General features: G+C 46.9%; 22 protein-coding genes, 1 tRNA gene and 1 other annotated feature. Of the genes, 3 read left to right on the top strand and 20 right to left on the bottom strand.

Annotated features, from left to right (window positions below; translation table 11 throughout):
- Window positions 1-33: 33 nt before the first annotated feature.
- Both ACM6JA_RS04525 and ACM6JA_RS04520 read right to left on the bottom strand, forming a co-directional pair.
- Window positions 34-1,215, bottom strand: a complete 1,182-nt coding sequence (locus tag ACM6JA_RS04525) for a NupC/NupG family nucleoside CNT transporter (protein WP_414851380.1) — start codon at window positions 1,213-1,215, stop codon at window positions 34-36.
- Window positions 1,216-1,355: 140 nt separating this feature from the next.
- The gene (locus ACM6JA_RS04520) at window positions 1,356-1,763 is read right to left on the bottom strand and encodes a RidA family protein (RefSeq protein ID WP_414851379.1); all 408 of its coding nucleotides are present in this window, start codon (window positions 1,761-1,763) and stop codon (window positions 1,356-1,358) included.
- A gap of 103 nt (window positions 1,764-1,866) precedes the next feature.
- On the opposite strand from ACM6JA_RS04520, the gene ACM6JA_RS04515 reads away from it, so the two are divergent.
- Window positions 1,867-2,445, top strand: coding sequence for a hypothetical protein (locus tag ACM6JA_RS04515; protein WP_414851378.1), 579 nt, complete (start codon window positions 1,867-1,869; stop codon window positions 2,443-2,445).
- Window positions 2,446-2,495: 50 nt separating this feature from the next.
- Here the strand turns inward: ACM6JA_RS04515 and ACM6JA_RS04510 are convergent, their stop codons facing one another.
- Window positions 2,496-4,112, bottom strand: coding sequence for a hypothetical protein (locus tag ACM6JA_RS04510; protein ID WP_414851377.1), 1,617 nt, complete (start codon window positions 4,110-4,112; stop codon window positions 2,496-2,498).
- Window positions 4,113-4,299: 187 nt separating this feature from the next.
- On the opposite strand from ACM6JA_RS04510, the gene ACM6JA_RS04505 reads away from it, so the two are divergent.
- The gene (locus ACM6JA_RS04505; protein WP_414851376.1) at window positions 4,300-4,725 is read left to right on the top strand and encodes a hypothetical protein; all 426 of its coding nucleotides are present in this window, start codon (window positions 4,300-4,302) and stop codon (window positions 4,723-4,725) included.
- A gap of 40 nt (window positions 4,726-4,765) precedes the next feature.
- On the opposite strand, the gene ACM6JA_RS04500 is transcribed toward ACM6JA_RS04505, so the two are convergent.
- The 17 genes from ACM6JA_RS04500 to guaB all read right to left on the bottom strand — a co-directional run bounded on the left by ACM6JA_RS04500 (window position 4,766) and on the right by guaB (window position 21,772).
- Entirely contained in the window at window positions 4,766-5,305 is a 540-nt protein-coding gene (locus tag ACM6JA_RS04500) for a hypothetical protein (protein ID WP_414851374.1), read from the bottom strand.
- A 136-nt stretch (window positions 5,306-5,441) separates the two neighbouring features.
- Window positions 5,442-5,518: transfer RNA gene (locus tag ACM6JA_RS04495), tRNA-Arg, on the bottom strand.
- A 73-nt stretch (window positions 5,519-5,591) separates the two neighbouring features.
- The gene (locus ACM6JA_RS04490; RefSeq protein WP_414851373.1) at window positions 5,592-6,620 is read right to left on the bottom strand and encodes a histidinol phosphate phosphatase domain-containing protein; all 1,029 of its coding nucleotides are present in this window, start codon (window positions 6,618-6,620) and stop codon (window positions 5,592-5,594) included.
- Window positions 6,614-7,414 carry a DeoR/GlpR family DNA-binding transcription regulator gene (locus tag ACM6JA_RS04485; RefSeq protein WP_414851372.1) on the bottom strand — a complete coding sequence of 267 codons (801 nt, stop codon included), beginning with the start codon at window positions 7,412-7,414 and terminating at the stop codon, window positions 6,614-6,616. The genes ACM6JA_RS04490 and ACM6JA_RS04485 overlap by 7 nt, the downstream gene beginning before the upstream one ends.
- Window positions 7,398-8,417: an ABC transporter ATP-binding protein gene (locus ACM6JA_RS04480; RefSeq protein WP_414851371.1), complete on the bottom strand. Its 1,020-nt coding sequence runs from the start codon at window positions 8,415-8,417 to the stop codon at window positions 7,398-7,400. Before ACM6JA_RS04480 ends, ACM6JA_RS04485 begins: the two co-directional genes overlap by 17 nt.
- A complete protein-coding gene (locus ACM6JA_RS04475) occupies window positions 8,417-9,205 on the bottom strand; it encodes an ABC transporter permease (RefSeq protein ID WP_414851370.1) in 789 nt (262 codons plus the stop codon). The genes ACM6JA_RS04480 and ACM6JA_RS04475 overlap by 1 nt, the downstream gene beginning before the upstream one ends.
- A complete protein-coding gene (locus tag ACM6JA_RS04470; RefSeq protein ID WP_007727405.1) occupies window positions 9,202-10,047 on the bottom strand; it encodes an ABC transporter permease in 846 nt (281 codons plus the stop codon). The genes ACM6JA_RS04475 and ACM6JA_RS04470 overlap by 4 nt, the downstream gene beginning before the upstream one ends.
- Before the next feature lie 59 nt (window positions 10,048-10,106).
- On the bottom strand, window positions 10,107-10,916 hold the full coding sequence (locus ACM6JA_RS04465) for an alkaline phosphatase family protein (protein WP_414851369.1): 810 nt from the start codon (window positions 10,914-10,916) through the stop codon (window positions 10,107-10,109).
- Complete coding sequence (locus ACM6JA_RS04460) at window positions 10,906-12,003, bottom strand: ABC transporter substrate-binding protein (protein WP_414851368.1); 1,098 nt, start codon at window positions 12,001-12,003, stop codon at window positions 10,906-10,908. The genes ACM6JA_RS04465 and ACM6JA_RS04460 overlap by 11 nt, the downstream gene beginning before the upstream one ends.
- 190 nt (window positions 12,004-12,193) lie before the next feature.
- Window positions 12,194-13,483, bottom strand: coding sequence for an isocitrate lyase (gene aceA / locus ACM6JA_RS04455; protein ID WP_414851367.1), 1,290 nt, complete (start codon window positions 13,481-13,483; stop codon window positions 12,194-12,196).
- Between the two features lie 26 nt (window positions 13,484-13,509).
- A complete protein-coding gene (aceB, locus tag ACM6JA_RS04450) occupies window positions 13,510-15,117 on the bottom strand; it encodes a malate synthase A (RefSeq protein WP_414851366.1) in 1,608 nt (535 codons plus the stop codon).
- A gap of 60 nt (window positions 15,118-15,177) precedes the next feature.
- Window positions 15,178-15,345, bottom strand: a complete 168-nt coding sequence (locus ACM6JA_RS04445; protein WP_414851365.1) for a hypothetical protein — start codon at window positions 15,343-15,345, stop codon at window positions 15,178-15,180.
- 192 nt (window positions 15,346-15,537) lie between these two features.
- Window positions 15,538-16,818, bottom strand: a complete 1,281-nt coding sequence (gene serS, locus ACM6JA_RS04440) for a serine--tRNA ligase (RefSeq protein ID WP_414851364.1) — start codon at window positions 16,816-16,818, stop codon at window positions 15,538-15,540.
- Window positions 16,819-16,871: 53 nt separating this feature from the next.
- Window positions 16,872-17,097: a binding site (T-box leader), on the bottom strand.
- A gap of 132 nt (window positions 17,098-17,229) precedes the next feature.
- Window positions 17,230-17,805, bottom strand: a complete 576-nt coding sequence (gene pdxT, locus ACM6JA_RS04435; protein ID WP_414851363.1) for a pyridoxal 5'-phosphate synthase glutaminase subunit PdxT — start codon at window positions 17,803-17,805, stop codon at window positions 17,230-17,232.
- A gap of 10 nt (window positions 17,806-17,815) precedes the next feature.
- Complete coding sequence (pdxS, locus tag ACM6JA_RS04430) at window positions 17,816-18,700, bottom strand: pyridoxal 5'-phosphate synthase lyase subunit PdxS (protein WP_007727388.1); 885 nt, start codon at window positions 18,698-18,700, stop codon at window positions 17,816-17,818.
- 106 nt (window positions 18,701-18,806) lie between these two features.
- Window positions 18,807-20,123 carry a D-alanyl-D-alanine carboxypeptidase family protein gene (locus ACM6JA_RS04425; protein WP_414851362.1) on the bottom strand — a complete coding sequence of 439 codons (1,317 nt, stop codon included), beginning with the start codon at window positions 20,121-20,123 and terminating at the stop codon, window positions 18,807-18,809.
- A gap of 188 nt (window positions 20,124-20,311) precedes the next feature.
- Window positions 20,312-21,772, bottom strand: a complete 1,461-nt coding sequence (gene guaB, locus ACM6JA_RS04420) for an IMP dehydrogenase (RefSeq protein ID WP_414851361.1) — start codon at window positions 21,770-21,772, stop codon at window positions 20,312-20,314.
- A 166-nt stretch (window positions 21,773-21,938) separates the two neighbouring features.
- Between guaB and ACM6JA_RS04415 the strand changes: the two genes are divergently transcribed.
- The gene (locus ACM6JA_RS04415) at window positions 21,939-22,952 is read left to right on the top strand and encodes a YaaC family protein (protein WP_414851360.1); all 1,014 of its coding nucleotides are present in this window, start codon (window positions 21,939-21,941) and stop codon (window positions 22,950-22,952) included.
- Window positions 22,953-23,012 lie beyond the last annotated feature (60 nt).

The following is a 23,012-nucleotide window of genomic DNA, read 5'->3' as shown; positions in this document are numbered from 1 at the left end:
CCTAACAAAAAAAGACCCCGGAAAGGGTCCCCTTCACACCACAATGCTGATGATAATCCCTGACAAAATGCTGACGAGTGTTGCCCCATACAACAGCTTCAGTCCAAACCGGGCGACGACATTTCCTTGCCTTTCATTCAAGCCTTTTACCGCGCCAACTATTGTCCCGATGGAGCCAAAATTCGCAAACGAGATCAAAAACACAGAAACGATGGCGACCGTTCTTTCGCTTAACTGACCTTGAATTTTCGTAAAGTCGAGGATGGCGACAAACTCGTTCGCCACTATTTTAGTGGCCATGATACTTCCCGCTTGTACAGCTTCGTGCCAAGGAACCCCCATAAGAAAAGCGAGGGGCGCAAAGACATACCCTAACAACGCTTGGAACGAGATACCGAATACCGCACTGAATAACCCGTTCACCATCGCAATGATTGCAATAAATCCGAGCAACATCGCGGCCACGACTACGGCTACTTTAAATCCATCCAGAATGTACTCCCCGAGCATTTCAAAGAAGGCCTGTCTCTCTTCTTTTTCTTGATCGAGCAAATCATCTTCCGGCTTCACTTCATACGGCGTAATAATGGAAGCAATGATAAAACCACCAAATAAGTTAAGTACCAGCGCAGCTACTACATACTCTGGTTTGAGCATGGTCATGAAGGAACCCACGATCGACATAGACACGGTGGACATCGCAGAGGCGCACAATGTGTACAGCCTGTTTTCGGGTATAGCACCGAGCTGTTTTTTCACGGTAATAAACACTTCGGACTGCCCGACGATCGCCGAGGCAATCGCATTATACGACTCCAATTTTCCCATACCATTCACTTTGCTCAACACAAGTCCTACATAATGAATAAATAAAGGGAGGATCCTCGTATATTGCAGAATGCCTATCAGTGCGGATACGAACACAATGGGCAGTAAAACTTGTAAGAAAAATGGCGACGCACCCGGATTCGCAATGCCACCGAAAACAAAATTGATCCCCTCGTAAGCATACTCCAGGAGTACAGAAAAACTGCTGGCAATGCCTGATATTAAAATGAGTCCAATATTCGTTCGCAACAGCAGTAAGCCAAACACGATCTGAATCAGAATCATGATGAGGATAGGACGATATCGAATACGTTTTTTATTACTACTTGCCAGCCAAGCAAGCAAAAATACCGTGATCAAACCTATACCTGCGATGATATAATTCATGCAACCAACTCCAATAGCAAAAGATTTAGAGCCGATACGTACCATTGCCGATCCGCTTATCTCGCTCCATAATCTTCCCAAAAGAGCACAAAAAAACCCTCCTGAACGATGAATAATCGAACAGAAGGGGGATGAGTCAACTATATATCTGCCACAGCGATAGCCTCAATCTCAATCAACAGCTCGTCCCTAATGAGCTTGCTCACTTCAACGGCAGAGCTCGCTGGCGGAGTTTCTGTATTCACGTACTGATCTCGAATCTCACGGACAATGTGCATCTTGGAGATGTCGGTCACGAAAAAAGTCAATTTCACCACATGATCAAAACTGACTCCTGACGCTTCTAAAGCGAATTGAATATTTTCGAAAACTTGTTTCGTCTGTGCAGCTAAATCGCCTGTGCCGACCACTTGGCCTTCCTTGTTGAGAGCCACCTGACCCGATACATAAATCGTCCGTGCGTTGCGAACCTCCACCACATGGGTGTAGCCAAACGTAGGTGGCATTGTTTCAGGGTTAATGAATTTGATTCGCTTATCATTTTGCATCCGATATGCTCCCTCCGATTCACATTTGCTGGTAAACTATTCTATTATACACAAAAAATTCTGACCATTCTTCAAAGTTCTCAAAGAAAGAGAGGAACGCCTCATGATTATTACATGTGATGCTTACTGCAACATGGGCTATATTTATTTGCAGCAACCCGATAAGGAAATGATAGATTATCAAAAGGAGAAGGATAACAAGATTAGCCGTTATGTCGATCCTTCCTTGTTGCACATCCCGTTAGTCATTGATTTCAACAGGGGAAAGCTGTTGGATGACATGCGTTTTTCCACGAAAACGTACGAGAAGGCGGTTGGCGATGAGATCGATGAGGAGTACCAGAATGATCTCGATGAGCAAGGCTACATGACAGGGATTGAACTTAATTTATCCAAAGACAAGCTGGTTCACTTGTTAGATAATAAAGCTTTTGCGGTTTATCGCACAGAGTGGAAAGGTCTACCCTATCACCTGGTTACATTGGATATGGATCACAAAGTCTTTGATTCGAGCAATGTGATTTATCCTCTGAATGAGAAGCAGGATGCGTTCGTGATCATTGAAGTTACAGGAGAGTATCAAATTGGGTTAGTGAAGGCGTTACTAACAAGAAGAAATGATTTATATCCCGTCGAGTACTTGTTAGCTCCGCAGTTTATTTTAAGTGAGTATACGTTATAGATTGGAATGAAAACCCGTCTCCAGCTAAACTGAGGACGGGTTTTTACTTATCAATGGTTGTTTTTAAATTGATCAAACAGCCCGCTTCCAGAGCTTTTCGACTGTTCTTTTTTGTTTGCGGCTTCAAATTGCTGAAACAGTCCGCCGTCATACTTCTTTTTTTCTTCTACTCTTATTTCTTTCTTTTTGGGTAGGGGCTGTTGAATCGGTGTTCTTTCAGGCTTTACAGGCTCTACATTCTTTTTCTTTCTCGTACTTTTCGTATTTTTCGTAATGATCTTGTTAGGAGGTTGCTTCTTCTTCTTTCTTTTTCTAGTCATATACCAATAGGATAAAGGAAAAATACCGAGCATAATCGCACCGGCTGTAATCAAATACAGCTTCCAGATCGATTGCCTTTTCTTTTCTTCTTGTTTTTCTTTCCGCATCTTTTGGACAACCTGTTCAAAATCGCGAACCTTATATCCTTCTTCAACAGACGACAGGTTCTTTACAAACCCAACCGAACGGCTTCCATAATAGATAAAATGTCGCGGGGCATTGTTTACTGTCATCTGATATATGTATCCTGTCGGGACCCCTGAATCTTGGATTTTTTCTTCGATCTCTCCCATAAGATCAGAAGAAGTCGGATCAATCATTTGGTCATATTCCAAAACTTCATAGTTCTTAAGTTCTTTTTTTCCTACTAACTGAACATTTTCTTCATTGTTAAACAGAAAATACCTCGGAATTCTATTGATATTCTTCCGGTAGACTTTGTTTTTCGGGAAATTATGCAAGGCCATTTCGTTGCTATGCATTTTCAGTGTTTGCTCTGAAAGCAGTACCTCTTTTGCTTCTATGATGGGGAGGTTCTTCTCTAAGGCTTCATATTTAGGGAGCCAATAAATGATACCATCCGGGTCTAAAAACATGTAAATATCCTGATATTGAAAGGATGCCACATAGATTTGATTGGTTGGCAGGCTATGAAGATAAAACTCTTTTTCAAATGGTGTTGGATCGAAATTGTATGGGATGTTAAATACTGTTGCCCCATTTATCTCACTCTCATCTACCTCTTCTATCTGTCCGTTATTATGTACGGTAAAGTATAGGGGGCCATTATGAGTTGGGTCACCCCAAATGGTCGTTTGATAATATTGATTCGGTTGTAAATGGTATGGTCCAATACCGCTATCGATTTGGATTAAGAGTTCGGACCGCTTGATTCTTTCCTCTTCCGCAGCGGCTTCTTCGCTCGTCTCCTCTTCTTGGCTTGAATCTTCTTCCACGTTTTCTTCATCATCATCGTCATGCTTTTTGATTTTAACCGGCTTGGATGATTTGAAACCGCTTGACGGTTTTGAGCTTTTTATCGTGGAGCTTGAACTTTTGCTGGTTGTGCCTGAGCTTTTTCCTGAAGAGTACGAGCTTGAGCTTTTACTGGAAGAGGAAGAGCCTGTTCTCGATGACCCTGAACTTCTTCCCGAAGAATAGGAGCTGCTACTGGATGATCCTGAACTTTTGCCAGACGAATATGAGCTGGTACTAGACGAACCTGAGCTTCTGCCTGAACTACTGGAGCTAGATGAACTTGAGCCTCTAGATGACGCGGGTTCTACAGGAAGGATAACTACACTAATCATTACAGCGCTAAGAAAATAGGCAAGCAAGTTCCGCATGAAATATGACCCCTCTACGAACCAACCAATGGTTCTCTCTAGATAACAGTTAAATACTACCACCCCGCATCATGGAAATGCTACAAAATTCCTATTCTTCCTTCTTCATCCCCTTATGACTTTTTACCAATAAATCTATCCTGTATAATTTTTGGAAAATGAGACAATTGAAAGAGAGGATTTGCTAGTGACAACGGTATACGATAAAGCGAAATATCATTACGAAAACTTTGAGGAAGATCTTCCACAAAAGCAGGCATACGTACATACAGGCTTCTTCATTGGCTGGTTGATTGAAAATGATATGGTTAGCGAAGATTTTCAAAAGAGTTTCGGAAACCTCATCGCTGATTTTAAACAAAGGAAGATTACTGGCCCTGAAGTTTATGAGAAGACGGGTGGAGTATTTGCAAAAGACATGCTGACTGAAGGTGGAAACCAGTTCGCGATGTTTTACTTCGATTTCGATACGGGGGAGTATCGCTATCATTATCTAGAAGCGTTTGATTGTGAGCCAAGTGTGTATCACGTGGAAGATACTTGGGAGAATTACGATCATATCAAAGATTGGATCGACAATGAGTACGAGTACTGGTGCGAGAAAAATGAATAGGACCGCGTGAGTACGCGGTCCTTACAGTTAAGTCGGTAATCTATTTCTTCAGGATAAAATCAGACATGACTGCCTTTTCCCATTGGATTCCTTTTGGACTCACATTGGTGTAAAGCGTTATGGAGTCCGCATCTTCAACTACGGCTTTCAAATGAAAGCTCATGTCCTTGGGCTGCAAATATTCATCATACAGCTGTTGGTAGTTGGGATCGTTCTTTTCTTTTGCCGCTTTGATGTAGTCCACGGTGTCAGGGTCTTTCTCAAAGTTTTTGTATTTCACTTGATATCCGAATGTCGCTTCTACTTTTCCGTCAACTGTCTTCTCTTCATAATCTGATACGGTAAACTCGACGAGCTCATAGTAGGGAGAGAAAGCTTTTTTGCTCTCTTCTTCCATATAGCTTGCGATTTGGTTATAGCTTGTAGAGTTGTCGACCGATTGTTTCGGTTCTGTGCCAGTGTTCGTTACTTCTTTTGCAGGTGGCGCGGCTGTCTGATTTTGTACGACCGCATCTGAGCTACAACCACTGAAGAAAATCGCCAAGACCAAGCTTACGATCACTTTTTTCAAAGGAAACACCCCTTATCTCCATCGTTTTCTGCTACAAGTTATACGTTCAAGACATGTTCTTTGTCTCCGTATTTTCCAAAATAAATGATGAGGGGCGTATGCATAAAAAAGAAAAAACCTTGATACATCAAGGCTTTTCCTTCAATGGCGTCCCCGAGAGGATTCGAACCTCCGACCTACAGTTTAGGAAACCGTTGCTCTATCCTGCTGAGCTACGGGGACAAGTATGATCACCTACTTTCTTATTATATGTGTATATCCATTTTTCGGCAAATCCTATCCGTTTCAGGTCATGTCAGCAGCTCTCGTCTGGAATAGCTGATGCATAACGGATTGGCTTCATAATCCGTTGACGACCGGAAAAAGTGGCAATCTCCGTTACCCCCATTGAATGGAGGATCTCCAGATTCGCCGCCACGTATCTCCCAATATCGTCGGGAAAGTGCGCATCGGACGAGAGTGTCAGTGGAACTCCATGCGCCACCAAAACGTCGAGGAAAGCGGAACTCGGGCACATTTCCTGAACGGGATAGCGGTAGTACAGGCCCGCATTGATTTCGGTCGCTGTATCCGTTTCTTTCAAAGCAGTTGCTATTCGGTGGTAATAGGGCAAAAGCTCCGATTCCTCTGGGCGATAGGAGAACACTTTCAGATTGTCCAGATGGGCAATAAAATCAAACAAGTTGCTCCTAATCATGGATTCAACTGTGTGGAAAAAGTCCGCGTATAGCTGTTTCAGGTCATGCTGCTCAAACAGATGGCGAGTCTCGGGATTGTCAAAGCCCCATCCTTGCATAAAATGAACAGAACCGATCACATAATCCCATGAAGCACCTGCCAGCAAACTCTCCAATTCTGCTTCCCCGCCGATAAAGTAATCAGCTTCGATCCCCAGCCGCAACTCCACACCGCTTGCCGACCAGCGCTGCTTTGCTGCCTCAATGGCGACACAAAAGTCGCTGAAGCTCTCGGTGCATACTTGATCCAGCCATGTGCGCTGCAAGCGACCCAAATCGGTGTCACCCAGCTCCATATACCGTTCAAAGTAGGGACGAGCTTCACGAAAGCGGTATAAATGATCGACAATCCCCACTTCCTTCAAGCCTTTGTTTAACGCCTCTCGTAAATACAGATCGATCCATGACGGGTCATATGCCCCAAGAGACATCCGGTTATTTAATCGCGCAAGACTGTCCAGCAGCCAGGCACGGGTATGTCGAGGTTCAGATAGCGGATAAAAGTGGTCGAGGGCCACATTGGTACGGTCGAGCCAACGCAATGAAAAAGGCCCTTCTTCCAGATGAAGATGATAGTCGATCAGCATATGAAGTCTCTCCTTCCCGGATGTTCGCTTATCCAGGTAGTTTGCATGCCAGACGAAAGCCATTCATCCGGCATCGGCTGGTCACAAACAACCGCGCTGACATCCTTCCAGCCGCAAATACGAAAAAATTGCGTTTGGCCAATCTTCGATGTGTCTCCCAATACATAGACTTGCTCCGCTCGCTGTATCATCATGGTCGAGCACAGCGTTTCTTCCATGTCATAATCGGTGAAGCCATCAGCCGTAATTCCTCCACAGGAAATAAAAGCTTTATCAAAATGAAAACGAGAGAGCAGCTCGCAGGTAAACGCCCCAGCAACCGATTTTTGAGCCGGATGGGTCAGCCCCCCCAGCATAATTACCTGACCGTTGAATTGATTCGCTTCCAACAGCTCGTTTAGTAGAGAAGCGGCGGGGAGCGAGTTCGTGACAATCGTTAATTGGTTGAGGCCCTTTATAGCACGTGCCAATTCCAGTGTTGTCGTCCCGACATCGAGCGCGATGGTATCCCCATCAGACAAAAGTTCTGCCGCTATTTGCCCGATTTTCGTTTTTGCCGTCTGTTGGATCGCCTGTTTCTTTTCAAAGTGCGGCTCACGCTTCGCCAAATGATAAGGGATTGCTCCTCCGTACACTCGCTTTAACAAACGTTGCTGTTCCAAATGGTCCAGATCACGTCGTATTGTCTCCGGTGTTACTGACAGGTTTTTTGCCAGACTCATCACCTGAATTTTACCGTGGCGGTTCAATTCGTCGAGAATCACTTGCTGTCGTTCTTCAGGCAATAGTGTCATAAAGCGGAATCACATCCTTGGGACCTAAATACAATGTTTTTTTTGTGCCTATCTGCTCCTGCTCGAAGGACAGGTGAAGAGTGTCCACCAGTACAGGAACATCACCAATGTTCAGCTCGTAACGGGAGATATTGCCGAGCATGGTTACTTGAGCGATATTTCCGGTCAAACAGATGTCCTCCGCAGTCAAAGGCTGTTCGCGAAACGTCTCAGGACGGATTGCGAAACGTTCAACTGCCGGATGAGACAAATGAGGCGCGATTTGGTTAAGCTGCTCGGCAGTCAGCACGTTGTAATTGCCAATGAAGCGAGCAACAAATTCAGAACGAGGTTGCGTGTAAATCTCTTGAGGGCTGCCGTGCTGAACGATTCGTCCACCATTCATGATATAGATGCGGTCACTGACAGCCATGGCTTCTTCCTGATCGTGAGTAACCAGCACAGTCGTCATGTTTAACTCACGTTGAATTGTGCGTAGCTGCTTTTGCAAATTTTTACGAATCTGAGCATCAAGCGCACTAAGCGGCTCATCCAGCAGAAGCACTTTTGGCCGGGTGACCAGAGAACGGGCGAGTGCCACACGCTGCTGCTGGCCGCCAGACAATTCACGTGGGTAAGCCTGCTCCTTTCCCACCAATCCCACCAGCTCAATCATTTCCTGGACAGGTAGCCGAATCTCCGTTTTCGAGATTTTGTTCATTTCCAGGCCAAAGGCAATGTTTTGACTGACCGTAAGATTGGGAAAAAGCGCATACGATTGAAACACCATGCCGATCTGCCTGTTTTTTGGCGACACGTCCGTCACATCTTTGCCGTCAATGTAGATCATGCCCGTATCAGGAGCCGTCAAACCACTGAGGATGCGTAACAGCGTACTTTTGCCACAACCGCTAGGGCCAAGCAAGGTAACCAGCTCGCCTTTTTCAATCGCAAGATCGAGTTGCTGCAACACGTGTTGACCGTGAAAGGTTTTGGACACGTGTTCGATTTGGACGTAACTCATCAGGGGACCTCCTTGCGTGCGAAGCTTCGGCGCGTGAATTTTACAACCAGGCCAGTGATAATAGCCATCAGGACAAAATAAGTGACCGTAATCGCGCTGGCGACGTGTCCACTTGACGATAGCTTGGCGTATAGATACATCTGCAGGGTTTCGTATCTTCCACCCACCAGGATGTTAATCAAAACGAATTCACCAAACAAAATGGAGAACGACAAGAGCGAGGACACGAAAATTCCAGACATGATATTCGGAACGATAATCCGTACGAACGCCTGCCAGTGGCTCGCACCCAATAGCTCGGCTGCCTCCATCAACGAACGTGCCTGCATGGCAAGCAGGCTGTTGCGCGTTCCCTGATAAAGATACGGAAGCAAACCGACCAGATAGGCACCGGCTGTGATGATGACCATTGGAATTCCGTTTCCTGAATAAGTACGGATCAATCCGACCGCCATAATGACACCCGGAACGGCATAGGTCAGCATCACCAAAATCTGAACCAGCCTCTCCATCCGGGGAGCATAGACGATAATGGAGAATACAGCAGGAACAATAATGACGACGGCAACGACAGTCGTCAGAAAGCTGAGCAGAAAAGAACGCCCGAATGCCTGCAAGAATCGGGGATCGGCATACAGCTCCGCAAACCATTTTCCTGTGAGTCCTTCCGGCAAAACCGTGCTGTTCCACTCTGTTGCCAGTGAGTAAAGGATGGTAGCAGCTACTGGAAAAAACAAATACAGCATGACCAACGCAAACGCCAAGGATGGCAAACTGATCCGCTTCAAGACAAATCCCTCCGAATCTTCCGCGTCAGCCACTCGTTCACGAGTAAGGCCCCGGCAAGCGTCAGGCCGAGCAGTACTGCTAGTGCGCTACCCAGCTCGGGTCTTGCAAAAATGTCGCCAGATACTAGCGCGCCAATCCGAATGGGCACCAGATTGTAGTTGCTCCCGGTGAGCGCGTAGGCAGAAGCATAGGCACCCATTGCATTGGCAAACAGAATACTGAATGTGCCGACGATGCCTGGAAGCAGTACTGGAAACCCGATTCTCAGCCAAAATTTCCAGGGACTTGCCCCAAGCAGCTCGGCCGCTTCCATCCATTGCTTTTGAATGGCGTTGTACAGGGGATACAAAAGCATTACCGCCAGGGGTAGTTGAAAATAAATATAAACAAGCGTCAAGCCGCTCCACGAATACAGAGTAAAGGACTGTCCAAAATCAATCCCCAGTTGCTTGGCGAGCAAAACAAACAATCCACTGTTTCCCAACAGGACAATAAAGGCAAAAGCGAGCGGAATCCCCGCAAAATTGGAGGTTAGATTGGTAATGACAAGCACTCGCTGTTGCAGAGATTGCGGGAAACGGGTAATCGCATAGGTGGCGAAAACAGCAACGACGATTCCAATGAGAGCAGACAGGAACGAGATGAGCACGCTGTTCTCAAAAGCCTGCAAGTAATACGGATTTGAAAAAATCTCACGATAGTGACTGATGGTAAAACCGCCGCCCCCCTCGGCCTGAAAGCTCCCTCCGATCATGGAAAGCAATGGGACTAGGAGAAACAGAGCGATCATTGCAAAGAACGGAATCGTCGTGACCCAAAACATACTGACAAATCGTTTCATGCAAAAGCTCCTTTCTTAGAGGAAAAGACGCCCCCTTAGGGAGACGTCTTACTCAGCCCTCATACGTTCAATGGCTGCATCTCTTTCGAGGGGGAGATGCCAAGCAAATGGCAGGCAAGCGGAGCCACCTGCAATTGCGGAATTGCCTCCTCGCGAATACCCGGAGATATCAGGTTGCTGATGACAAACAAGGGGACGTCCCGGTCAGCGCTAGAAGTGCCACCATGATTTCCATCGGCTGTCATCCCGTGATCGGCTGTTACGATGATTTGATAACCCGCATCGATCCACGCAGGAAGCACATTTGCCAGTATCGAATCTGCCGCCAGAACGCGATTTCGATACTGCGCGGAATCGGCCGTATATTTATGTCCGTCATCATCGATATTCATGGAGTGGACGTAAAGAAAATCCGGATTGTATCCATTCAACAAAAAGTTGGCGTCAGCAAACAAGTGTGTATCCGGATAGTGATCTTCCCAGTAGAACATCCCGTTTTGTATCGGCTTGTCGGAGTTCAATTGGATTCGGTCGTGAAACGGATTGAATGGGGCCTTGTTATAAAGCTCGCTTACCCAGCCATAAGCCGCAGCAGCGTTGGACATCCCGTTTTTCCGCGTCAGGTGAAAGAGACTCTCCTGATGCGAAAGCCGAACCGTCTGATTGCTGGAAATTCCGTTTTTCCAAACAGGGGTGCCTGTTAAAAGAACCTCGTACAAAGGACGAGAGAGACTGGGCAATTCCGATCGTACCTGAAAGCGGGCCGCAATGCCGTACTCGACCAGGTGATGCAGGTACCCCATGTGCGAGATGGCTGTGTCAAATCTCAATCCGTCGAGCACAATCATGGCGAGCTTGCTAGCGCACATGGATTAACACCTGCTCTTGCCATAGCTGCGGCAATTTTTTGGCCGTCTCTTCCCAAGCAGTCAAATCGCCAACCGGACGTGCGTTTTTATACATATCATCGGGGAGCAGCATGGCTTTAGCGGATTCATCCAGCTTGGCGTTAGCGCGAATTGGTCGTGCATAGCCGCGAGCCAAATTGGACTGTCCAGCGTCGGAGAGAATGTATTCACGAGCCAGCATGGCAGCGTGTGGGTGCTTGGCGTACTTGTTGATAACCGTAGCGTACCCGCTGCTGACTGATGCTTCCTCCGGGATGAGGACATCAAAGCGGTTTTTATCGATTTTGTCCCGATACCCGAGCGCGTTGAAGTCCCACAAGATTGCGACTTCGACCTCACCCTTTTCTAGATTAGCAAGGCTCGGATCGCTCGTACTGAGCCGCTTGTTTTTTGCCAACTCAGCGAAAAAGTCAATGCCAGGCTGAATATTTTTCTCATCTCCCCCATTAGCATAGGCGGCGGCCAGAACGGCAAACTGCGCCTGATTCGCTTTCATGACATCGCCGATCGCGATCTTGTAGCTTCCGTTTTTCAAATCTGCCCAGGTCTTGGGGGGATTTTGCACCTTTGTTTTGTCAGTGATAAAAGCCAGTGTTCCGGTATAGCCTAGCAACCAATGTCCTTCATCATCTTTTGCCCAGTCGGGAATGTCGTTCCAGTAAGAGGTTTTGTAAGGCAGCGTCAGACCTTTTTGCTTGGCTAACGGTCCAAAAGCGATGCCTACGTCGCCGATGTCTGCAGTAGCGTCTTCTTTTTCTGCTTCAAACTTAGCCAATTCTTCTGCGCTCGACATGTCGGTATCCGTATGCTTCAAGCCGTATTCCTTCCCGAGATTGCTCCAGGTCTCCCCCCAGTTTGCCCACGTGTCCGGCATACCTACGGAGTTGACTTCTCCCTCCTGCTTCGCTTTTTCCACGATTTGATCCAGGGTCAATTGCGACGTATCCAGAGAAGTGCCTGATTTCGTCTCGGTGGCACATCCCGCAAGCAGAAAAACGGATGTCATGACAACAACGGTTCGTTTCCAGCTTAACTGGTTCCCTCTCATCTTTAAGGCCCCTTTTCGTTTTTATTTGTGTTTGCTTTCTTGGTTTTTCTAATCCAATCGTAAACAATCAAAATGAAACTGATATAAATACGTTGTTAAAAAGCTATTAAGACTCTATGAAAAATAGAAGTGAACGCAAAAAGTGGCCCTCTGAATACCAGAGAACCACCTAGTCCTGCGTTTTTCCTCTTTAATTGTGTGCGAATTGCTCCTCTTCCGTCGACCCGCTGAGTGCAGTCGTAGAGGAATTGCCGCCAGAGATGATCTGCGCAACCTCATCAAAATACCCGGTACCCACTTCACGCTGATGACGAGTGGCTGTATAGCCATGTACTTCGCTAGAAAACTCAGCCTGCTGCAATTCAGAGTAGGCAGCCATTCCGCGGTCACGATAGCCGCGCGCCAGTTCAAACATGCTGTAATTCAGGGAGTGGAAGCCAGCGAGCGTGACAAATTGGAACTTGTAGCCCATCTCGCCGATCTCTTCCTGGAAGCGAGCGATGGTCTGTTCATCCAGCTTCTTTTTCCAGTTGAAAGAAGGAGAGCAATTGTAGGCTAACAGCTTGCCTGGGTATTTGGCATGAATCGCTTCTGCAAAACGGCGTGCTTCCTCCAAATTCGGCTCAGAAGTCTCGCACCAGATCAAATCTGCATAGGGAGCATACGCCAGTCCGCGGGCAATCGCTGCATCCAATCCGCCACGTAGACGGAAGAACCCTTCTGCTGTTCGTTCACCCGACAGGAATGGTTTATCCTGCTCGTCGATGTCGCTGGTGATCAGGAAAGCGCCATTGGCATCGGTACGTGCCACGATAATTGTCGGGACTCCCATCACATCTGCCGCAAATCGGGCGGAAATCAGATTACGTACAGCCGCCTGCGTCGGAATGAGTACCTTTCCGCCCATATGGCCGCATTTTTTCTCGGAAGCCAGCTGGTCTTCAAAATGCACGCCTGCTGCACCCGCTTCAATCATACCCTTCATCAATTCGAAGACGTTCAGTGGCCCACCAAAGCCCGCTTCTGCGTCCGCTACGATCGGAGCAAACCAATTCGTCTCTGTACCGCCCTCCGATTGATCGATCTGATCAGCCCGTTGCAATGCCTGATTAATTCTTTTTACAACTTGGGGAACACTGTTTGCCGGGTAGAGGCTTTGATCAGGATACATCTGACCAGACAGATTGGCATCGGCCGCTACCTGCCAGCCACTCAAATAAATCGCTTTTAATCCTGCCTTTACCTGCTGAATCGCTTGATTCCCGGTCAAAGCCCCCAACGCTTTAATATGGTGCTCGGTATGCAAGAGGCTCCACAGACGCTCTGCCCCTAGATGAGCCAGCGTATGCTCGATTTGTACGGAACCGCGCAGACGAACGACATCTTCTGCCGTATACGGGCGTGTAATTCCTTGAAAACGCTCCCCCTGCCAGCTTTGCTCCACCTGTTGAATCGCTTCTTGCTTGTTTACTTTCGTCATTTTCATTTCCCCCACTCTTTTTATTTTTACAAATAGCGATAACCCGGTACTGTTAGGAAGTCTTCGAAATCTTCTGTCGTTACCAATTGCAAGAATAGATCACCAGCAATCGGATACTTGCTGTTGTCGTACCTCTCTTGACCGATTGCTTGCTTAATCGCCTGCAGCTCCTCACTCAGCCACTGCTTTACCAAGCCTTCCGTCACCTTTCTACCATCCTGCAAGACTCCGTGACGATGACGCATCCATTGCCAGACTTGTGCCCGCGAAATTTCTGCTGTAGCCGCATCCTCCATCAGATTGTTGATCGGGACAGCCCCAGAGCCTCTCAACCATGCCTCGATGTACTGCAAGCCTACGCTAATATTCGTACGGACACCCGCTTCTGTAATCGTGCCCTCTGGGACTGCCAGAAGATGCTTAGCAGATACGTCTACGTCTTCACGTTTGTACCAGATTTGGTTCGGCTCTCTCATCAAGCGATCGAACACTTCCATGGCTACCGGCACTAGCCCAGGGTGAGCAACCCAAGTCCCATCATGTCCATCGTACGCTTCCCGCTCTTTGTCAGCGCGCACTTTGGCGATGGCTTCTGCATTTTGTACCGGGTCATTTTTCACCGGAATTTGTGCAGCCATTCCACCAATGCAAGGCGCCATCCGTTTATGGCAAGTCTTCACGGCCAGCGTGGTGTATGCTTTCATGAACGGAACTGTCATGGTTACTTGCGCACGATCCGGTGTAATGACATCAGGCTGATTCCGCAGCTTTTTGATATAGCTGAAAATGTAATCCCAACGTCCGCAATTCAGTCCTGCACTATGCTCGCGCAGCTCGTACAGAATCTCATCCATCTCAAAAGCTGCGAGAATCGTTTCGATCAATACTGTCGCGCGAATTGTGCCGCGTGGAATATTTAATTCATCCTGCGCGAAAAGGAAGACGTCGTTCCAAAGGCGGGCCTCCAAATGGCTCTCCAGTTTCGGTAAGTAGAAATACGGTGCTGTCTGATTCGCGATAAGAGCATCTACGTTGTGGTAAAAGTAAAGTCCGAAGTCAAGCAGACTGCCGGAGATCGGTTTTTGATCGAGGAGGATGTGTTTTTCTTCAAGATGCCAGCCACGAGGACGCACGATCAGAACCGCCGTCTTTTCATTGAGGGTGTATGATTTGCCTTCCGGACTGATGTAAGAGATGTTGCGGCGTACCGCATCCTTCATGTTGATTTGGCCTTGGATGGTGTTCTCCCAGGTCGGTGAGTTCGCGTCCTCAAAATCAGCCATGAAAAGCCGAGCACCCGAGTTCAGTGCATTGATGACCATTTTCCGATCACCCGAAGGTCCCGTAATCTCCACCCGTCTGTCTTGCAAATCTTTGGGCAATGGAGCAACAGTCCAATCTCCTTTACGAATGCCCGCTGTTTCCTGTAGAAAATCGGGCAACTGACCTACATCGATTTGTAATTGACGTTCCACGCGTTTAGCCAACAATTGTTGTCGTCTGTCGCCGAACTTTTGCTCCAGCTTCATCACGAATTGAATCGCTTCTGGTGTCAGGATATCTTGATAACCAGGATGCATCTCACCGGAAATCTGCACCTCCAGCGGATATGGATTCGTTGGTACGGTAGTCAAAACAGTTCCTCCTCCTTCACTCCAAAGTTATTATGATACAGATTGATAAAATGTTTTTTATTATATAACAGTAGTGGCAAAAAAAATGTCCTTACTCCTGATTCCCGCTGCCACTACAATGGCTGCAGCATACATGCCCGTCTCCCAAGCAATTGTGGCAAGCCGCTCCGTTAGCATCACGACCAACGCCTCCACATCTTGGGCAATTTTGTTCTCCGTTACCTTCACACCGATAGCAGTCCATTCTCCATTCCTCCGTTTCTGTATTAAAACAATATTCTTAAAATTTGTTTTTATTATATAACAGAGAATAGTACAGTGCAACACGTTTTTTAAAAAATTCCACCTGTATTAGTACACAATATAAAACAGCCCTTGACCCGTTATGGATCAAGAGCTGCTTTCCAAATCTCTCACTTATTACTTCGGCGCGATTTTGTCTACTCCGCCCATGTACGGACGAAGAACTTCTGGAATCACGATTGTTCCGTCTGCCTCTTGGTAGTTTTCCAAGATCGCTGCTACTGTACGTCCAATCGCCAAACCAGAACCATTCAATGTATGCACAAATTCCGGTTTCGATTTCGTATCGCGACGGAAACGGATATTGGCACGACGCGCTTGGAAATCTTCAAAGTTCGAGCAAGACGAGATTTCACGGTATGTGCCGCCGCTCGGAATCCAAACTTCCAGGTCGAATTTCTTCGCAGCCGTAAATCCTAGATCACCTGTGCACATGCTCAGGACACGGTATGGCACTCCAAGCAATTGAAGCACCTTTTCAGCGTTTTTCACCAGTTTGTCGAGTTCGTCATAAGACTCTTCTGGTTTCACGAATTTCACCAGCTCAACTTTGTTGAATTGATGCTGACGAATCAACCCACGCGTATCACGGCCAGCAGAACCCGCTTCCGAACGGAAACATGCGCTGAAAGCAGTGTAGTAGCGAGGGAGATCCGCTCCATCCATGATTTCATCACGATGCATATTGGTGACCGGTACCTCTGCAGTTGGAATCAGGAAGTAATCTGGTCCCTCAATTTTGAATGCATCCTCTTCGAACTTAGGCAATTGACCCGTTCCCGTCATGCTCGTACGGTTGACGATATACGGTGGGATCACTTCTTCATAGCCATGTTCATTCGAGTGCAGATCCATCATGAAGTTCATCAGTGCGCGCTCCAGACGTGCGCCCAAGCCTTTATAGAAAACAAAACGGCTTCCTGTTACTTTTGCCGCCGTTTCAAAATCGAGAATGCCTGCTTGGCTAGCCAGCTCCCAGTGAGGCTTAATCTCGAAGTCAAATGCACGTGGCTCTCCCCATGTCCAGGCAATCACGTTATCGTCTTCTGTCGTACCGATCGGCGTGCTTTCGTGCGGCAGGTTCGGGAGGCTCAGCAAAATGAACTCCAGCTGCTCATCCAGTTGACGCAGCTCTTCATCCAAAGCCTTGATGCGCTCATTTACTTCTTTCATTTCAGCGATCAGATGGTCTGCATTTTCCTTATTGCGTTTCATAACCGCTACTTGCTCGGATACCGTGTTACGCTTATTTTTCAGCGCTTCTGCTTCTTGGATGATTTGGCGACGCTTTTCATCTACTTCCACGAATTGATCCAACGCAGAAATATCTTCATTGCGGTGAGCCAAACGGCGTTTTACTTCTTCCAAATCCTGGCGTAATACTTTTACGTCCAACATGTGTGAATCCCTCCGAATCGTATTGAAAAAAAACAAAAAACACCCGTCCCCTGGTAAGGGACGAGTGTTGTATACCCGCGTTGCCACCCTCGTTGACACATGCAGCAATCCTTCATGCATATGCCCACTCTTCCGTCATAACGGGACGGTTCCGGACAAAGTTGTTGTTCCTTTGCCACTCCGAGATGGATTCCTTCACATAACCGGATCGGTTCGCACCTACCACCGACTCTCTAGGCCTGGCTCTTGTGAAGTACTTGTTCTCATCATCGCATTCTTATTCATGAATACTATTATTGTTAACTGTACTACAGGATCTATACGTATGTAAAGAGTAGCCCGCCTCGATCTTTTCAGAAAAAAAGAAGATCGGCGCCTTTTTTACGGCCGATCTTCCAGTATGACAGCTAGCTAGCTTCTGTATTCCTTGACCATGTCGAGGAAGTATTTGTGCAGTCTTGTATCTTCAGTCAATTCTGGGTGAAAGGCTGCTGCCAAATAGTGACCGCTCCGGGCGACAACAATCTTGTCTTCGTGCTTGGCCAAGATTTGACCGTTCTCTCCCACTTCCATGATATACGGTGCTCTGATGAACACTGCCGGGTAATCTGCCGCCACACCCGCAACAGGCATCAAGGCTTCAAAGCTCTCCTTTTGGCGACCAAAAGCATTCCGCTCGACTTTGATCTCCATCAACCCTAAATGGCAATCGTCTTGTCCTTGAATCTGTTTTGCCAGAAGGATCGCTCCTGCGCAAGTTCCGAAGATCGGCTTGTTCGCCTTACCGAACTCTTGAACCGCCTCCATGAATCCGTACTTGTGCATCAGCTTGCTAATCGTGGTGCTTTCTCCGCCGGGAATGATCAGCCCGTCGAGGTCATCCAGTTCTTCTACTTTTTTGACCGGGACAGCTGTGGCACCAACCTCTTCTAGCATTCGCACATGTTCTGCTACAGCTCCTTGTAGAGCGAGTACGCCGATTTTCATGCTACTCACCTTACCAGCCGCGTTCTTGCATGCGATCAGCTTCACGAATCTTGGAGATTTCGATTCCTGGCATTGCCGTCCCCAAGCCTTTGGATACGCGAGCAATCAGTTCGTAATCCGTGTAGTGGGTGGTCGCTTCCACAATCGCGCGAGCAAACTTCTCTGGATTCTCTGATTTAAAGATACCAGAGCCTACAAACACGCCATCGGAGCCCAATTGCATCATCAGGGCAGCATCTGCTGGTGTTGCTACTCCACCTGCTGCGAAGTTTACGACTGGCAGCTTACCTGTTTTGTGTACCTCTTCAAGCAGTTCGTATGGGGCACCCAGGTTTTTGGCTTCCGCCATCAGTTCATCGTAGGACATGGCTTGCACTTTGCGGATTTGGGACATCATCGTGCGCATATGACGAACAGCCTCTACAATGTTTCCGGTTCCTGGCTCACCTTTTGTGCGGATCATGGATGCACCTTCCCCGATACGACGGAGAGCTTCACCCAGATCACGGGCGCCACATACAAACGGTACCGTGAACTCTTTTTTATTGATATGGTACAAGTCATCTGCTGGAGTGAGTACTTCACTCTCATCGAGATAATCTACACCCAGAGACTCAAGAACACGCGCTTCAACAAAATGACCGATACGAGCTTTTGCCATAACAGGGATCGAAACAGAATTCAGTACTTCCTCCACAATGCTAAGGTCCGCCATACGCGCAACTCCACCAGCTGCACGAATGTCAGACGGTACACGCTCCAAAGCCATTACAGCAACAGCACCCGCTGCTTCTGCAATTTTCGCTTGTTCAGCATTTACGACGTCCATAATAACGCCGCCTTTTTGCATTTCAGCCATACCTCTTTTAACGCGGGATGTTCCTACTTGTACCATTACAAATACCCCCTACATCATGAGTCAGAACCGAAACTGTTATGTGGTGTTATGGTTCCTGTTACCGTCATTGTAAACGATAGATGTAGGGGAAAACAATAGTTATTTAATTTCCTGTTCCACTGCTAAACAAATTGCTGAAAAACTCTATGATGCTACGGAAGAACAGACGAATCCAGCTGGCTTCCTCTACTGCCTGCCCTGCTACGATATCCACGCCTGCTTTTGCTGCGTCTTCAGGCTGCAAGTAATCCGTTTCCTTCGTACCTTCTTCTTTCAAGACGATCTTACCGACAACTTGTCCTTGCGTAATCGGTGCGGTTAGTTCCTGGAAGGTAACCGTTGGTGTGAATTTTGCTTCAGTACCAGTTTTGGTGATCATATTTACTTCGCTGCCTGTAACAACTGGTACAGTTACCTCTACACCGTTTTTCACAGGAGCTGTTTCAAATCCTTTGACTGGTACATTCTTGTCCATTTGTTTTGTGAGTTTGAAATTGCCAAAACCGTAGTCCATGAGTTTTCTCGTCTCAGCAAAACGTTTTGTCTCGGTGCTTGTTTTCATCACAACGCTAATCAAACGCATGTTGTCGCGAACAGCCGTACCTGTAAAACAATAACCTGCTGCATTTGTATGCCCCGTTTTTAATCCGTCTACACCTGGATAATAGCTAATCAGACTAGGCAGCATCCAGTTATAGTTTTTCTTGGTCCACTCATTTGGTGTACCTGTACGGAAGGTGAAGATTGGTTTTTTGGAGGTCTCCAACGCATCCGGGAAATCGTGAATCAGAGCACGTGCGAGGATCGCGGAGTCACGAGCAGACATCAGGTTTTCTGTTTGTTCGGTCTGAACAGAGTAAGGGCCTAATTCATTGGCTGGCAAACCAGTAGAAGTGACGAACGAAGTATTTTTCATACCAAGCTCTGCTGCCTTTTTGTTCATCAGTTCAACAAAGGCTGGCTCACTGCCTGCGATCTTCTCAGCCAAAAGTACAGTAGCGTCATTGGCCGATACAATTGCCATCGCTTCGTACAATTGTTTAACCGTAAAGGATTCGCCTAAATTCAAATACACACCAGACGAATCAGAAATTTTAGCGATATAAAACGCATATTCACTTACAGGGACGACATCATCCCATTTGATTTTCTTTTGCTTGATGGCATCATTAACCAGATATTCGGTCATCATTTTACTCATACTCGCAGGTGGAAGTGCTACGTCAGGATCTTTACTATAGAGAACCTTTCCCGTTGATGCCTCAACAAGAATGGCAGACTTCGCTTCCAGTTGTAAATTCGCTTGAGATGCTACAGGGGCAGCTTCCACCTTTGAAACCATTCCTCCCATTGCTGTAGCAAAAACAGCGACCGAAAGGAACAGACCTGTCAATCGCTTTGTCCATGTCTTTCGCTTCATGTAATCTCTCACTCTCCTATTTCTGTCGATTTCATTCTTTTATGAAACAAGCACACAATTGTAAGTGTACCATAGGTTGCAGGGTGGCTTGAAGCGAGATTCCTCCTATTTCCACATGTTAGCAGCTAGTAAAAATCCCCTCTCTTTTTAAAAGAAAGGGGATGTAGGTCTTACGTACTGTTTTTTGCTTAAGAAATCGAGTAGTTAGGCGATTCTTTTGTAATTTGTACATCGTGTGGGTGGCTTTCACGCAAGCCAGCGCCGGTAATGCGGACGAACTGGGAGTTTTGAATCAAATCTTCGATGGTCTTCGCCCCGCAGTATCCCATACCTGCACGCAGTCCACCAATCAACTGATAAGTAACATCCGCCAATGGGCCTTTGTAAGGAACACGGCCTTCGATCCCTTCCGGAACGAGCTTTTGTGCGTTCTCTTGGAAGTAACGGTCCTTACTGCCGGCTTTCATCGCGCCAATCGATCCCATTCCACGATATACCTTGAAACGACGACCTTGGAAAATCTCGAATTCGCCCGGGCTTTCTTCTGTACCGGCGAACAGACTGCCGATCATGATCACAGAAGCACCTGCACCAATTGCTTTTGGCAAATCACCGGAGTATTTAATGCCGCCGTCGGCAATAATTGGAATATTATACTCTCGCGCTACTTGTGCACAATCGTGGATCGCTGTAATTTGAGGAACACCGATACCTGCTACGACACGAGTTGTACAAATGGAGCCAGGACCGATTCCAACCTTCACCACAGATGCTCCAGCTTCGATCAGATCGCGAGTAGCTTGTCCAGTTGCAACGTTTCCTGCGACGATTGTGAGCGTTGGGTATTCTTTGCGAACTGCTTTTACCGTTTCAAGTACGCCTTTGGAATGCCCATGAGCGGTATCGATCACCAATACGTCCACGCCAGCTTGTACCAGTGCAGCTGTGCGCTCAAACGTGTCAGCAGATACCCCAACAGCAGCACCACACAGCAAGCGGCCTTGTTTATCTTTTGCTGCATGCGGGTATTGGATAGCCTTTTCAATATCTTTAATCGTAATGAGTCCACGCAGGGTGTTGTTCTCATCCACCAACGGGAGCTTTTCGATCTTATGTTGTTGTAAAATCGCTTCCGCTTGGTGCAATGTAGTACCGACAGGAGCCGTGACCAGGTTTTCCTTGGTCATAACCTCTTTTATCTTGATGGAGAAGTCATGTACAAAGCGCAGATCGCGGTTGGTGAGAATTCCGATCAGCTTTTGATTGTCATCGACAATCGGAACACCGGAGATACGATATTTACCCATGAGAGCATTCGCTTCTTCGACGGTATGCTCTTGGGACAAAGAGAACGGATTGGTAATAACGCCACTTTCAGAGCGTTTTACACGATCTACTTCGCTTGCTTGTTGCTCGATGGACATGTTTTTATGGACAATCCCGATACCACCTTGGCGAGCCATGGCGATTGCAAGTCCAGACTCCGTTACGGTGTCCATACCAGCACTGATCAGAGGAATATTCAGCTTCACATTCTCACTCAATTGTACTCGTAGATCAACATCCCTTGGCAAAACTTCAGATTTTGCTGGAATGAGCAATACATCGTCAAACGTTAAGCCCTCTTTAACAAATTTGTCTTCCCGCACAGTTGAAAGCTCCTCTCGGCGAATGGTTTAAGACAGTTTAACAAACGGCTTAATTTACTGTCAAGAAATGAGTATATCGTTCGGTTATAGATTCAATTAGACAGATAAATCAAAAAACGATTAAGGAAACTTAACCATATTACGAAAATTAGTAAAGGTGGGTATCATGGATAACGCTTGGAAAACACTACGCTATTTTGAGACAGAACCAACTGCACGTAAATATTTGGCTTCCTGCTATCATGACATGGGTGTTGAGCATGCGGAGCGACTAGCTTTTCAACAAAGCTCGCGTTTCCTGTTTCTCTGGAGACAAGCCAGACATTTTTATTCCACTTCCGCTGTTTCCGACTTGTCCATCCAGCCATTGCTGCTGTTTTATGGCTGCTCTCACTTGTTAAAGGCGATGTTATTGACTCGTGATCCGTATTATCCCCAAAACAGTCGTGTTCTTCAACATGGTGTCACGACACGAAAGCTTAAACGAAACGCCTATATGCTAATGGAAGACGAAGTTCGTCCACAAAAGGAAGGGTTTTTTGCGCAATTAGCTCACGCGTTCCAGCTTGCGCCGTTACAAGACCGCTATTCAGTCCATGACTTATTTTCATCCATCCCCAGCGTCAGCGATAGTTACGGAATTGCTACGGATAAACCGCGTAACTGGTTAACGCTAAAGATTGAGCATATAAGTCAGGATGATTTGGTTCGCATTACCTTTCCTGAAAAAACGGACGGGCCATTGTCCTATTCAACAGAGACCTTCATCCAGTACATTCGCAGGCTGGCTCCATCTATTTGTAACTTGGAAAAACTCACCTCGGTAAATAATAAAAACATAAAGGAACTGACCCTTCCTCAGTGTGCCCTGTCTGAACTGGATCAACACCCGTTATTTCGTTTGCATCAGAACGTCCTCTTCTTTTGGAATGGTTCTGCTTCTTCTCTTCCTCTTCCCGAATGGGCCAGTCATTACTTGCTGCTTTATTTACTCAGCATGCTTTGCCGCTATGAAACGGAATGGTGGGGAGAGCTAACGATGTCTCACGGACTTGTTGAGCGATATTTGGTCGAACATTTTTTGGACAATCACATGGATACCTTTCCCTCGGTTATTCGAAGGCATCTTCACCGAAATCACCGAATGCCCCTTCCCTCTCTGCCCTCGGATCTGTATTAGTTTCCCTGCTACCGCTTTATCTACACGAAAAAACCTTCCTGCTATCATCAGCAAGAAGGT

It is taken from the genome of Brevibacillus sp. IT-7CA2, assembly GCF_949767855.1.
Taxonomy (GTDB): Bacteria; Bacillota; Bacilli; order Brevibacillales; family Brevibacillaceae; genus Brevibacillus.
This window is presented reverse-complemented; position numbering and strand designations above follow the sequence as displayed.